The 12,714-nt window shown below is 64.2% G+C and carries 12 protein-coding genes; 9 read left to right on the top strand and 3 right to left on the bottom strand.

The features are described 5' to 3' along the window. Window positions 1-65: 65 nt before the first annotated feature. The 4 genes from phnC to phnE (QAZ47_RS10120) all read left to right on the top strand — a co-directional run bounded on the left by phnC (window position 66) and on the right by phnE (QAZ47_RS10120) (window position 4,350). Window positions 66-923, top strand: a complete 858-nt coding sequence (phnC, locus tag QAZ47_RS10135; RefSeq protein WP_278206606.1) for a phosphonate ABC transporter ATP-binding protein — start codon at window positions 66-68, stop codon at window positions 921-923. 139 nt (window positions 924-1,062) lie between these two features. Further along, entirely contained in the window at window positions 1,063-1,971 is a 909-nt protein-coding gene (gene phnD, locus QAZ47_RS10130) for a phosphonate ABC transporter substrate-binding protein (protein WP_278073791.1), read from the top strand. Between the two features lie 59 nt (window positions 1,972-2,030). After that, window positions 2,031-2,984, top strand: coding sequence for a phosphonate ABC transporter, permease protein PhnE (gene phnE / locus QAZ47_RS10125; RefSeq protein ID WP_278233143.1), 954 nt, complete (start codon window positions 2,031-2,033; stop codon window positions 2,982-2,984). 1 nt (window position 2,985) lies between these two features. After that, a complete protein-coding gene (gene phnE, locus QAZ47_RS10120) occupies window positions 2,986-4,350 on the top strand; it encodes a phosphonate ABC transporter, permease protein PhnE (protein ID WP_278233142.1) in 1,365 nt (454 codons plus the stop codon). A gap of 223 nt (window positions 4,351-4,573) precedes the next feature. On the opposite strand, the gene QAZ47_RS10115 is transcribed toward phnE (QAZ47_RS10120), so the two are convergent. From QAZ47_RS10115 to QAZ47_RS10105, 3 genes are all read right to left on the bottom strand, one after another. Then, entirely contained in the window at window positions 4,574-5,425 is an 852-nt protein-coding gene (locus QAZ47_RS10115; RefSeq protein ID WP_278233141.1) for a sugar phosphate isomerase/epimerase, read from the bottom strand. Window positions 5,426-5,638: 213 nt separating this feature from the next. Further along, on the bottom strand, window positions 5,639-6,826 hold the full coding sequence (locus QAZ47_RS10110) for a Gfo/Idh/MocA family oxidoreductase (protein ID WP_278233140.1): 1,188 nt from the start codon (window positions 6,824-6,826) through the stop codon (window positions 5,639-5,641). 157 nt (window positions 6,827-6,983) lie between these two features. Then, a complete protein-coding gene (locus QAZ47_RS10105; protein WP_278233139.1) occupies window positions 6,984-8,039 on the bottom strand; it encodes a sugar phosphate isomerase/epimerase in 1,056 nt (351 codons plus the stop codon). 401 nt (window positions 8,040-8,440) lie between these two features. On the opposite strand from QAZ47_RS10105, the gene QAZ47_RS10100 reads away from it, so the two are divergent. The 5 genes from QAZ47_RS10100 to QAZ47_RS10080 all read left to right on the top strand — a co-directional run bounded on the left by QAZ47_RS10100 (window position 8,441) and on the right by QAZ47_RS10080 (window position 12,690). Continuing rightward, window positions 8,441-9,328: a sugar phosphate isomerase/epimerase gene (locus QAZ47_RS10100; protein ID WP_278073785.1), complete on the top strand. Its 888-nt coding sequence runs from the start codon at window positions 8,441-8,443 to the stop codon at window positions 9,326-9,328. Window positions 9,329-9,387: 59 nt separating this feature from the next. After that, entirely contained in the window at window positions 9,388-10,557 is a 1,170-nt protein-coding gene (locus QAZ47_RS10095; protein ID WP_278233138.1) for a mandelate racemase/muconate lactonizing enzyme family protein, read from the top strand. A 2-nt stretch (window positions 10,558-10,559) separates the two neighbouring features. Continuing rightward, the gene (locus QAZ47_RS10090; protein ID WP_278073783.1) at window positions 10,560-11,276 is read left to right on the top strand and encodes a FadR/GntR family transcriptional regulator; all 717 of its coding nucleotides are present in this window, start codon (window positions 10,560-10,562) and stop codon (window positions 11,274-11,276) included. A 6-nt stretch (window positions 11,277-11,282) separates the two neighbouring features. Then, window positions 11,283-12,260 carry a hydroxyacid dehydrogenase gene (locus tag QAZ47_RS10085; RefSeq protein ID WP_278233137.1) on the top strand — a complete coding sequence of 326 codons (978 nt, stop codon included), beginning with the start codon at window positions 11,283-11,285 and terminating at the stop codon, window positions 12,258-12,260. Between the two features lie 70 nt (window positions 12,261-12,330). Next, complete coding sequence (locus QAZ47_RS10080; protein ID WP_278233136.1) at window positions 12,331-12,690, top strand: hypothetical protein; 360 nt, start codon at window positions 12,331-12,333, stop codon at window positions 12,688-12,690. Window positions 12,691-12,714 lie beyond the last annotated feature (24 nt).

Here is a 12,714-nt window from a genome sequence, read left to right as displayed (position 1 = left end):
CTTCATGGGGCTGCGCTAGCGAAGGTTAACGGACCTTCGAAACCGCGATGTACCGGAGTCTTGCCATGTCAGCATCATCGGCCACGCTGGAAATCCGCGGCGTAACCCGACGATTTGGCAAGAACACCGCTGTCAGCGACATCAACGTCTCGATCCCGCAGGGCCAGATGGTCGGCATCATCGGCCGCTCCGGCGCCGGAAAGTCGACGCTTCTGCGCATGATCAACCGTCTCATCGACCCTAGCCAGGGGTCGATTTTTTTTGACGGCGCCGAGGTTTCCAGCCTGCAGGGCTCGCCGCTGCGCCGCTGGCAGCGCGACTGCGCCATGATCTTCCAGCAGTTCAACCTCGTGCCGCGCCTCGACGTGCTGACCAACGTGCTGCTCGGCCGCCTCAACCATCGCTCGACGCTTTCAAACCTGCTCGGCATGTTCTCGCGCACCGAATGCGCAGAGGCGGTGGCGGCGCTCGAGCGCCTCGATATCGCCCGCACCGCGCTGCAGCCGGCCGGCACGCTGTCCGGCGGCCAGCAGCAGCGCGTGGCGATCGCGCGCGCCATGATGCAGCAGCCGAAGGTGCTTCTGGCCGACGAGCCGATCGCCTCGCTCGACCCGCTCAACGCCAAGGTGGTGATGGACTCGCTGCGCGACATCAATTTGCGCGAAGGCATCACCGTCGTCACCAACCTGCACACGCTGGACACCGCCCGCGCCTACTGCAACCGCATCATCGGCATGGCCGCCGGCAAGGTCGTCTTCGACGGCGCGCCGGAGGATCTCGACCGCGATGCCGTGCGCACCGTCTATGGCGCCGACGCCAACGGGGTCGAGATCTCCGAGGCCATCACGTCGACCGCCGTCAACATCAAGCCGAAGATCACCGCATCCGCCGGAACGCTCGAACCGGCCTTCCCTGGCTATTGAGTCCATCGCCCGGATCGTAGCCGCTCCGGGCAAATCGTGGATTTCGGCAAGAGCAACCCGGATCGCCCGCCCGCGTCAAAGGCTGAACTCAAAATTCGAACGCTGCCGGCGCGAAGCCGGCAAAACAGGAGAGAGATCAATGTTCAGGAAAATGGTTTTTGGCGCCGTATCGTTGCTGGCCATGGCGGCAAGCGCCGCCCACGCCGCCGACATCAAGGAGTTTCGCGTCGGCATCCTCGGCGGCGAGAACGAGACCGACCGCCTGCGCAACTACCAGTGCCTCGCCGACCACCTGAAGGCCGAATTCGGCTTCGAGAAGGTTTCGCTGTTCCCGGCCGCCGACTATGACGGCGTCATCCAGGGCCTGCTCGGCGGCACGCTCGACTTCGCCGAGCTCGGCGCGTCCGGCTACGCCAGCGTCTATCTCAAGGACCCGAACGCCGTCACCCCGATCCTCACCACCAAGCAGACCGACGGCTCGACCGGTTACTATTCGATCGGCTTGGCGCTGAAGACTTCCGGCATCACCGATATCAAGTCGGCCAAGGGCAAGAAGCTCGGCTATGCCGACCCGGATTCGACCTCGGGCTACCTGATCCCGCTGACCCAGATTCCGAAGGACACCGGCGCTTCCAACGAGAGCTACTTCGCCTCGACCCAGTTCAACGGCGGTCATGAAAACAACGTGCTTGCCGTCCGCGACGGCAAGGTCGACGTGGCGGTGGACGATTCCTCCGGCATCGGCGACTTCAAGAACGGCTACACCTCCGGCACCTTCCACAAGGAAGTCGCCAAGGGCGCCGTCGACCCGAACGACTTCGTCGAAGTGTGGCGCTCGGGCCTGATCCCGAACGGCCCGCTGGTCGTCCGCACCGCGCTCGGCGCCGACATGACCGCCAAGCTCACCGACTTCTTCACCCAGCTGCCGACCAAGGACAAGCCCTGCTTCGAAGGCGTCGAGGGCGGCGATTTCACCGGCTATGTCCCGGTGAAGCCGGACTTCTACAAAGTCATCGTCGAGGCCCGCAAAGCCGCGATCGGCGGCTGACGGCATCAGGAAAAAAGGGGCGGCGTAAAACAACGCCGCCCTTTTTGCATCCACCGATCATGACAACAGCGACAATTCATTCCGAAGCGACGCGGCAGCAGGCCGACGCCTGGCGGCGCCAGACGTCGCTGCGCCGCTTCTACACCGCGATCGGCGTCGGCCTGCTGCTGGTCGCCATGGTCGCGACCATGTGGTTCGCCGACGAAGCCAATGCCGGCCATTTCTTCGAGCGGCTGCCGCACATCCTCGACTTCCTGAGCTGGCTTATCCCGAAGGACTGGAACGACGTCTGGCGGGCCCTGTTCGACATCGCCTCGCCGCACGACAAGGGCACGCAGGAGTTCAACTTCCCGCTCGGCCGCGTCTATATCTCGGGAGGCTTCTACATCCCCGAATATTTCGAGCTGATGCTGACCACCGTGAACGTCGCGCTGGTCTCGACCTTCATCGGCTTCGTCTTCGCCGTGCCCTTCTCCTTCATCGCCGCGCGCAACCTGACGCCGAGCCCGATCCTGCGGCTCATCGTCAAGCGCTTCATGGAATTGCTGCGCGCCTTCCCGGAGATCGTCATCGCCGGCCTGTTCGCGGCCATCGTCTCGATCGGTCCGGTCGCGGCCATCATCGCAATCGGCCTGCATTCGATCGGCGCGCTGGGCAAGCTGTTCTACGAGATCAACGAGAACATCGACATGCGGCCCGAGGAAGGCCTGCGCGCGGTCGGCGCCAACTGGATCGAGCGGGTGCGCTTCGCCGACCTGCCGCAGGTGCTGCCCAATTTCATGTCCTATACGCTGCTCAGGATCGAGATCAACGTGCGCATCTCGACCATCATGGGCGCCGTCGGCGGCGGCGGCATCGGCGAGGAGCTGAAGCTTGCCATCTCGCGCGGATTCGGCGCCAAGACGCTGGCGCTGGTGCTGCTTCTCTTCGTCACCATCTTCTTGGTCGACCAGTTCTCCGCCTGGCTGCGCCGCAAGCTGGTTGGTGAACAAGCCTTCTTGATGAGTGCCTGAAATGGCCATGACAGTCGATGAAATCAAAGCCATCGAGGATCGTCACCCGCAGGTGTTCCAACGGCCTGCCTACAAGCGCTTCTGGCCGCTATTTCTAATCGTCGGCACCCTGCTTTATCTCGCCTACGCCTTGTGGTTCTTCAGCCTGCCGCAGGTGCTGAGGGAATCGCACTGGGAGCGCCTGCCGCTCTTCCTGTCGCAATGGATCAGCTACGACCTGCAGCCGGAATTCCGCCTCGACCAGCCCGAGATCACGCCGAAATATCCGCGCTTCTCCGCGCTCGGCGAACATCCCGATCCGGATTGGGTGATCAACAATCCCGACGGCACCTACACCGTGCAGATCGACGGTGAGGCCAAATCCGTCACCTTCGACAAGACCAGGGCGACGATCGTCGCCAACGGCCAGACCGTGCCGATATCGCTGACCGGCGGCAAGCCGGTGGTTACAGGTCCGGTGCCGGACTGGGTGACCGTGCATGACGACGAGGTCGTCGCCAGGATGGGCTTTGTTGGCGAGGTGCGCGTCACCGTCGACCGCGTCAAGGTGCGCAGGCGCTTCCTCGGCTGGGCGAATTTCGTCTTCGACACACGCTCGCCCTTCTTCGGCAAGCAGGCCGGCGAGGTGTTCTCGCTGATCCTCTCCGGTCCTGAGCTCCAGCCGGGCACGTCGAACCTCGCTTTAGCCGCCGACAACATCTGGAACAACGCCCAGTGGCAGCATGGCGACGTCTGGACGAAGCTGCTGCAGACCATCGTCATGGCGTTCCTCGGCACGCTGCTCGGTGGCATCGTCGCCTTCCCGCTCGCCTTCTTCGCCGCCCGCAACATCACGCCGAGCGGCCTGCTCAGCCAGGTCTTGAAGCGCTTCTTCGACTTCATGCGCTCGGTCGACATGCTGATCTGGGCGCTGTTCTTCACTCGCGCCTTCGGCCCCGGCCCGCTGGCCGGAAGCGCCGCTATTTTCTTCACCGAGATCGGCACGCTCGGCAAAACCTATTCGGAGGCGCTGGAAAACATCGACGACAAGCCGCGCGAAGGCGTGCTGTCGACCGGCGCCAACGGCATCCTGGTGCAGCGCTACGGCGTGCTGCCGGAAGTGGTGCCGATCTTCATCAGCCAGACGCTCTACCAGTGGGAATCGAACACCCGCGGCGCCACCATCATCGGCGCCGTCGGCGCCGGCGGCATCGGCCTGAAGCTGTGGGAAGCCATGCGCACCAACTCGAATTGGGCGAACGTCTTCTACATGGTTCTGCTGACGCTGCTCGTCGTCTTCATCTTCGACAACATCTCGAAGTTCCTGCGCCGCAGGCTCAGTCGCACGCTGCATGATTACAACAGGCTGCAGGCTGCGCAGGGGTAGTTTCGCGCCTTCGTCATCCTCGGGCGAAGCAAGGAGGGAAGCGACGCGGCGCAGACCCGAGGATCCATTCCGTGACATAGGCCATGCAATGCAGCGGTTCAAAAAGTGGCGCTTACTCGGGGTCCCGCTCTGCACCGTTGCGGAGCGTAGACATCACGGATGGATCCTCGGGTCTCCGCGTCCGCTTCGCTCCCGCTCCGCCCGTGGATGACGAAGGGAAGGCTTACGCCGCCTTCCTCCACCCATCCTTGATATGCCTGTACCCCTCGCGATAGACCGCCTCGGGGCTCTCGGCGAAATCCCGCCACACCTTGGTCGCCGCCGCCAGATCCTTCAGCGAACGCCCGAAGGATTCGATGGTCAGCCAGTCGTCATAGCCGCCCTTGCGAATGGCGGCGAAGGTTTCCTTCCACGGGATGTTGCCCCGCCCCGGCACACCGCGGTCGTTCTCCGAGATATGGATATGGACGATGTTTTTGCCGTTGCGCGTATAGGCGCCGATCGGGTCGATCTCCTCGATATTGGCGTGGAAGGTGTCGTACATCGCCTTGATGTGCGGGCGGTCGATCGCGTCGATATGCTCCGACAGATCGTCCATCGTGTTGAGCAGATAGCATTCGAAGCGGTTGAGGGCCTCAAGCCCGATGGTGACGCCTTTCTTGCCGGCATGGTCGCCGATGGCGCGCTGCGAAGCGATCGAACGCTTCTTCTCGGCCGCCGTCGGCCCGCTGCCGGAAAAAGCGCCGAGCGTCGAATGCAGCGGCCCGCTCAATCGGTCCGCGCCGAGCGCAGCGCTGCAGTCGATCGCCCATTTCATGTAGTCGATACCGGCCTTGCGCGTCGCAGCGTCCGGCGAGATCAGGTTCATCGCCGGATCGCCCATGGCCGAGACCGCCGTGCGCTCCAGGCCGATGCGATCGAGCATCGCGCCGAGCCTTTTGTAATCATCGGGCTCGCCGGAAAACACCGGTATCTCTACGCCGTCGAAGCCGGTCGCCTTGATGTCCTTCAGCAGCGCGTCGTGCTTCTTCGAGACGCTGGTCGTCCACAAGAACATGCACATGCCGATCTTCATCGACACCCCTCCCCCCTTTTGACAGCCGCCTGTTCCCTCCCGAGGCGTTGCCCCCTCATCCGGCCGCTTCGCGGCCACCTTCTCCCCGAGGGGAGAAGAGGTTGGCGCCGGCGCTGACAAGCTCCTCTCCCCTGGGGGAGAGGTCGGATTGCCCCGAATTGCCCTTGCAATTCGGGGCAATCCGGGTGAGGGGGACTCTGCCGATCGCCGCGACTACAATTTGGTCCACGCCCCATTCTTCTTCGACGACTTCACGCAGGCCTCGATGAAGGCCATGCCTTCGACGCCGTCCGCGATTGTCGGGAAGATCACATCCTTAGCCAGCTTGCCGCCTTTCTTGCGCGCCGCGCGAATGGCGCGGGCGGCTTCCTGGTAGATATTGGCGAAACCTTCGAGATAGCCCTCCGGATGGCCCGAAGGCACGCGCGTCACACGCGCCGCGACCGGCATCGCGCCGGCGCCGGCGCGCGTCAGTAACTGCTTCGGCTGGCCGAACGGCGTGTACCAGAGATAGTTAGGATCGGCCTGCACCCATTCCAGCCCGCCCTTCGAGCCGTAGATGCGCAGCTTCAGCCCGTTCTCGTGGCCAGGCGCCACCTGGCTCGCCCAGATCATGCCCTTGGCCGGATGCTTGTTGCCGACCGGCTTGAAGCGCAGCAGCACATTGACGTTGTCGTCGAGTTGGCGGCCCGGCACGAAGGCGTCGAGATCGGCCGAGAGCGCATCGAGCTCCAGCCCCGAGACGAAGCGAGCGAGGTTGTAGGCATGCGTGCCGATGTCGCCGAGCGCGCCGCCGGCGCCGGCCTGCTTCGGGTCGGAGCGCCAGGAGGCCTGCTTCTGGCCGGTGGCGGCGAGGTCTTCCGTCAGCCAGTCCTGCGGATATTCCGACTGCACGATGCGGATGTCGCCGAGCTGGCCCTTGGCCACCATCTCGCGGGCCTGGCGCACCATTGGATAGGCGGTGTAGTTGTGGGTGAGCACGAACACCTTGCCGGTCTTTTCGACCAGCGCCGCGAGCTTCTTCGCCTCGGCAAGCGACGTCGCCAGCGGCTTGTCGCAGATCACGTGGATGCCGGCCTCGAGGAAGGCTTTCGCCGCAGGCACATGCACATTGTTGGGCGTCACGATCGCCACTGCCTCGATGCCGTCCGGGCGCTTGGCTTCGGCCTTGGCCATCTCGGCATAGGAGCCGTAGCTGCGGGACGGATCGAGCCCGAGTTCTTCGGCCGAAGCCTTTGCCCGTTCCGGATTCGACGACAGCGCCCCGGCCACCAGCACGAAATCATTGTCCATGCGCGCCGCGATCCGGTGCACCGCGCCGATGAAGGCGCCCTGCCCACCGCCCACCATGCCGTAGCGGATCGGGCCGCCTCCCGTTTCCGACTTCGATGCGCCGACCATTTTTTGTCTCCCTCGTTGTCTCGGATATGCCTCCCCTCGGGGAGGGTGGCCCGAAGGGCCAGGTGGGGTCGGTTCATGCCGAGCTCCACGCCCGGCGACCCCACCCCGATCCGCTTTGCGGATCCACCCTCCCCTCAAAGGGGGAGGGAAAGTAGTGCTAGATTCCCATCATCGCCCGCAGCAGCTTCTTGTCGCTCGTGCCGCCGGCGAAATCGTCGAATGCCCTCTCGGTCACCCGAATGATGTGGTGCTGGATGAAGGGTGCGCCTTCGGCGGCGCCGTCCTCGGGATGCTTGAGACAGCATTCCCATTCCAGCACCGCCCAGGAATCGTAGTTGTACTGGGTGAGCTTGGAGAAGATGCCGCTGAAATCCACCTGCCCGTCGCCCAGCGAACGGAAGCGTCCGGCGCGATTCACCCAGCCCTGATAGCCGGAATAGACGCCTTGCCGTCCCGTCGGGTTGAACTCGGCGTCTTTCACATGGAAGGCCTTGATCCGCTCATGATAGATGTCGATGAATTCGAGATAGTCGAGCTGCTGCAACAGGAAGTGCGACGGGTCGTAATTGATGTTGCAGCGCTTGTGGCCGCCGACCGCGTCGAGGAACATCTCGAAGGTCGCGCCGTCGAAAACGTCCTCGCCCGGATGGATCTCGTAGCCGACGTCGACGCCGTTCTCGTCATAGACGTCGAGGATCGGCTTCCAGCGCTGGCCGAGCTCGGCGAAGGCCTCCTCGATCAGCCCCGGCGGCCGCTGCGGCCAAGGATAGAGATAGGGGAAGGCGAGCGCGCCACTGAAGCTCACCGACGCCTTGAGGCCGAGATTCTTCGACGCCTTGGCGGCGAACTCCATCTGCTCTACCGCCCATTTCTGCCGGGCTTTCGGATTGTTGTGCACCTCGGCTGGCGCGAAGCCGTCGAACTGCGCGTCATAGGCCGGATGCACCGCGACGAGCTGACCCTGAAGGTGCGTCGACAGCTCGGTGATCTCGACGCCGGCGTCGGCGCATATGCCTTTTACCTCGTCGCAATAGGCCTTCGACGATGCCGCCTTCTTGAGGTCGAACAGGCGCCCGTCCCAGGTCGGGATCTGCACGCCCTTGTAGCCCAGACCGGCTGCCCATTTGGTGATCGAGGCCAGTGAATTGAACGGCGCCGCGTCGCCCGCGAACTGCGCCAGAAACAGGCCGGGACCCTTCATTGTCGTCGGCATCGGCATCCTCCCTTCTCGGTTTTCGCGACCAAGCATAGCGCCGATTGGAATGAGGGCCAGCCTGTTTGGTCGTTCGGTGTCGGCGCCAAAACGGGGCGTCATTCTGGTATTACCAAATCCAGCCACCCGGTCAAGCCACAGCAAACGGCGGAAAGGCAGCGGCCATAACCGTGAGAGGAAGATTTAATCCATTTAAATCAACAAATTGCATGGAGAGCAGGCCGTCATGTGCGGTCTCCTTGCCGTTCATGTGAATTTGCTGTAGAGGTCATCTCAGGCCCAATTGGTCGAACCAGTTTTCAAGAAAAATCGCTGGAACGCCTTGGGGAGGAATCGTGCGGCGCGCTCTTTTCGGAGGCGTCGGGGCAAAAGTGACAGGCGAATTCTGGGAAGGATAGACCATGCATCTTTCGACGCACAACTGGATGCGGGCGGAGCCGCTGGAGGTGACGCTCAAGCGCATCAAGAAGTTCGGCTATGAGTCGATCGAGATTTCCGGCGAGCCCGAGCAGTACCGGATCAAGGAGACGCGCGCGCTGCTGAAGGAGCACGGCATCCGCTGCTGGGGCGCGGTGACGCTGATGCTGGGCGAACGCAACCTTGCCGCCAAGAACCAGGGCCAGCGCGAGCGCTCGGTGCAATACGTCAAGGACGTGCTGACCATGGTGAGCGAGCTTGACGGCGAGATCATCACACTGGTTCCCGCGACCGTCGGCAAGGTGGTGCCGGACGGCACCGAGGCGGAAGAATGGGGCTGGGTGGTGGACGCCACGCGCGAATGTTTCGCCCATGCCAAGAAGGTCGGCGTCAAGATCGCCGTGGAGCCGCTCAACCGCTTCGAGACCTATCTCTTCAACCGCGGCGCCCAGGCGCTGGCGCTCGCCGACGCGGTGAGCCCGGAATGCGGCGTCTGCCTCGACGCCTACCACATCCACATGGAGGAATTTAACGTCTATGACGCCATCCGGCAGGTCGGAAAACGCCTCTACGACTTCCATGTCGCCGACAACAACCGCTTCGCCGCTGGCCTCGGCCAGATCGATTGGCCGAAGATCGTCGGCACGTTGAAGGAGATCGGCTATGACGGCGCGCTGACCAATGAGTTCGTCGCGCCCGTCGACCGCACGCCGGCCGCTCCCTATCCGGAGATGGTGGAGCGCAACCCGGTCGACATCTCGCCCGAGCAGCTCAAATTTATCCAGGACCACGGCTCCAGTGTGCTCACCGAGAAATTCTACACCGACCAGATGCGCATCACCGCCGAAACGTTGCTGCCGCTGATCAAGTAGAGGATCCGATCGAAGCTTAGCCCTTCCGCCCTCGCCGGGCGGCGGGGCCGGGGATGAAGATGCGTATCAGAAACGTCCAAGCCTGGTGGGTTCGCATACCGATCGAAGCGGAGCGGCAGCACCGCAGCGACTTCGGTCAGGTGACGACGTTCGACGCCGCCATCCTGCGCATCGAGACCGAGGACGGCCTGGTCGGCTGGGGCGAAGGCAAGAACGCCGCCGGCAGCGCGGGCAGCTATGGCGCGCTGGTCCACATGCTGAACCATGAGATTGCGCCGCAGCTTATCGGCCGCGACCCGGCCGACATCGGCATCATCTGGGAGATGCTCTACAACGGCGTGCGCCATCAAACGGCGGCCCATGGCGGCCACGCCATGCCTCAGCTGGCGCGGCGTGGCATGAGCGTGGCGGCGATCAGCGCCGTCGACATCGCGCTCTGGGACATCCTCGGCAAATCGTTGGGGCAGCCGGTGTGGCGGCTGCTCGGCGGCCGCAAGGTCGAGCGCATGCAGGCCTATGCGTCGGGCGGTTGGGCAGGGGCCGACGCGATCGGCGAGCAGCTCAAATCCTACATCGCCAAAGGCGGCTTCAAGGCGCTGAAGATGCGCGTCGGCGCCATGGACGGCGCGCCGCATATTTCGGCCGCGCGCGTGCGTGCCGCGCGGCAAGCGATCGGCCCGGACGTCGAGTTGATGGTCGACGCGCACGGCACTTACACGGTCGCCGAGGCGAAGCGCTTCATCAGTCTCACCGCCGATCTCGATCTCGCCTGGTTCGAGGAGCCGGTGATCGCCGACGACAAGCCTGGTATGGCCGAGGTGCGCGCCTCGGGCTCGGTCCCCGTCGCCACCGGCGAGAGCGAGGCGACGCGCTATGCCTTCCGCGACCTCGCGGTGCTGAAATCGGCCGACATCTTCCAGCCGGACCCCGCGTTCTGCGGCGGCATCAGCGAGGCAATGAAGATCGGCACCATCGCCAGCGCCTTCAACCTGCGCTTTGCGCCGCATCTTTGGGCCGGCGCACCCTGCTTCTTTGCCGGGCTGCATGTCTGCGCGGCCTCGCCCGCGAGCTTCGTCGTCGAATATTCGCTGGGCGCCAATCCGATGATCCACGATCTGGTCGAGGAGACTGTCGAAGCAAAGGACGGTATGATAGCGATCCCTGAAAAGCCCGGATTGGGATTCACCATTTCGGAGCGCTTCCTGGAGGCGCACGCGCAACGCATCTGACGATGAAAGAAAAGAACCTTCTTGCGGAACTCGCCGCCTATCTGTTCTCCAACTCGGACAAGGAGTCGGGCCGCACCCCGTCGGAGCGCGAGCTGGCGGAGCATTTCGGCGTCAGCCGCGGCCAGATCCGTGAGGCGCTGGCGATCCTGGAAGCCATGCGCATCGTCGAGCGCCGCGCCAAGTCCGGCATCTATATCGACACCAAGCAGGCGAGCGTAGAAGCGTTGGCGCTTTTCGCCCGCGCCGGCCTGCCGCTCGATCCGGTGCAGATCTACGAGACCGTCGAGCTGCGCAAGATCCATGAGATCAAGGCGGCCGAGCTTGCCTGCTCGCGCGCAACGGAAGAGAATTTCGAGCGGCTGCGCGAGATCCTGAAGGCCTCCGAGGAGCGCATTGCCGCCGGCGAAGGCCTCGCCAAGGAAGACCGCGAGTTCCACCTCGAGATCGTGCGGGCGACCAAGAACGGCGTCTTCCACAATATCTGCAGCGTCTACTATCTGATGGGCGAGCAGCGCCTGCCGATCTATTTCAACGACCCCGAGCGCAGCGTGCGCTCGCATGCCGAGCATATCCAGATCTACGAGGCGCTGCTGCGCCGCGACGGCAACCTCGCCCAGGCGCTGATGAGCGCCCATCTGCAGGGCGCGGAGAGCTACTGGAAGGGGATCATCGAAGGTCGCTGGACGGAGCCGAAAAGCGCGACGCTCGAGAAGGCCTGAACGCTGATGCCCAAGATCCTGTCGACGCATCCGCTGCATCCACGCGCCACCAAAATGCTGGCCGGCGCCGGCAGGCTGGCTATTGCGTCCGCCCTCGATGCCAGGACGCTGGCCGCCGAGGCGAAGGACGCCGACATCGTCATCGTGCGCGCGCCGCTGCCGCCGGAACTCTTCGATGGCGCCAAAAACCTGCGCGCGGCGATCCGCCACGGCGCGGGTCTGGACATGATCCCGGTCGAGGCGGCGACCGCGGCCGGCGTGCTGGTGGCGAACGTGCCGGCCGTCAATGCCCGCTCGGTCGCCGAGCATGTGATGTTCACGGCGCTTGCGCTGTTGCGGCGCTTCCGCGTCATGGATCGCGACCTGCGCGCCAAGGGCTGGCTCGCTGGGCGCGAGCACGCCAATTCGACCAGCGAACTCGCCGGCAAGACGATCGGCATCGTCGGTCTTGGGGCGGTCGGTCAGGCCGTCGGCCATATCGCGGCGCACGGTTTCGACCTCAATGTCGTGGCGACCACGCGCGGCTTGCGTCCGGCGCCGGAACGCGTCGGCTTCCTGTCGATCGACGCGCTGGTCGAGCAGAGCGACATCATCGTGCTCTGCTGTCCGCTGACCGAGGAAACGCGCGGCCTGATCAGCGGCGAGCGCATCGCCCGCATGAAGCCCGATGCGCTTTTGATCAATGTCTCGCGCGGACCGGTGGTCGACGACGAGGCGCTGATCGAAGCCCTGCGGAAGGGTCGCATCGGCGGCGCCGCGCTCGACGTCTTCGCGACCCAGCCGCTGCCGCCGAACCATCCCTATTTCGGCTTCGACAACGTCATCGTCACCCCGCATATGGCCGGCATCACCGAGGAATCGATGATGCGCATGGGCGTCGGCGCCGCCGGCGAGGCCTTGCTGGTGCTGGCCAACAAGCTGCCGGTCAACCTGCGCAACCCTGAAGTGATCGAGCACTACCGGCAGCGCTTTCCGACCGACTGACGCCTGCCTCAATTTTCCCGGATTTGACGACGACCTTCCAGCTATGCCTAAAAGTGCCGCGAGAGCCCTGTTGATCGCTGGCTTCTGCCTGTCCGGGGCCGAAGCCCGTTCCGACGGACAGGGCAGCTACGTCCCCTGCGACAACGGCTTGCGCTGCGTGATGGCGCCCTGCCCTTCGAACAGCGCGCTCGACCTCGCCTCCGGCAAGATCATCAAGGGCGTCTCGGTCGACATTGACAGCCTGCCGCAACAGGACAAGGCGCTCGACCTGTCGGATAAGCTCTATGCTGGCAAGGTCGTCGTTGCCGGCACGATCGAGAGCCGGCCGCATAGTTTCAACGGCAAGCGGTACAGCCTGCCGACACTGGTCGCGACGGGCATCGAGAGGGCAGCGAAGGACAGCGAGCGCGGCCATTGCTCGGCACATTGAGGCTCGCCGCCCGGGCCATCAGCC

Origin of the sequence: Mesorhizobium sp. WSM4904 (assembly GCF_029674545.1) — a bacterium.
In the GTDB taxonomy this organism is placed as follows: domain Bacteria; phylum Pseudomonadota; class Alphaproteobacteria; order Rhizobiales; family Rhizobiaceae; genus Mesorhizobium.
This window is presented reverse-complemented; position numbering and strand designations above follow the sequence as displayed.

Bases quoted from the DNA above. Each gene is read 5' to 3' on its own strand.
- QAZ47_RS10095 (WP_278233138.1), top strand. From the start codon at position 9,388: ATGCGTATCAGAAACGTCCAAGCCTGGTGGGTTCGCATACCGATCGAA.
- QAZ47_RS10110 (WP_278233140.1), bottom strand. From the start codon at position 6,826: ATGGTCGGCGCATCGAAGTCGGAAACGGGAGGCGGCCCGATCCGCTAC.
- QAZ47_RS10115 (WP_278233141.1), bottom strand. From the start codon at position 5,425: ATGAAGATCGGCATGTGCATGTTCTTGTGGACGACCAGCGTCTCGAAG.
- phnE (WP_278233142.1), top strand. From the start codon at position 2,986: ATGGCCATGACAGTCGATGAAATCAAAGCCATCGAGGATCGTCACCCG.
- phnC (WP_278206606.1), top strand. From the start codon at position 66: ATGTCAGCATCATCGGCCACGCTGGAAATCCGCGGCGTAACCCGACGA.
- QAZ47_RS10105 (WP_278233139.1), bottom strand. From the start codon at position 8,039: ATGCCGACGACAATGAAGGGTCCCGGCCTGTTTCTGGCGCAGTTCGCG.
- phnD (WP_278073791.1), top strand. From the start codon at position 1,063: ATGTTCAGGAAAATGGTTTTTGGCGCCGTATCGTTGCTGGCCATGGCG.
- phnE (WP_278233143.1), top strand. From the start codon at position 2,031: ATGACAACAGCGACAATTCATTCCGAAGCGACGCGGCAGCAGGCCGAC.
- QAZ47_RS10085 (WP_278233137.1), top strand. From the start codon at position 11,283: ATGCCCAAGATCCTGTCGACGCATCCGCTGCATCCACGCGCCACCAAA.
- QAZ47_RS10090 (WP_278073783.1), top strand. From the start codon at position 10,560: ATGAAAGAAAAGAACCTTCTTGCGGAACTCGCCGCCTATCTGTTCTCC.
- QAZ47_RS10100 (WP_278073785.1), top strand. From the start codon at position 8,441: ATGCATCTTTCGACGCACAACTGGATGCGGGCGGAGCCGCTGGAGGTG.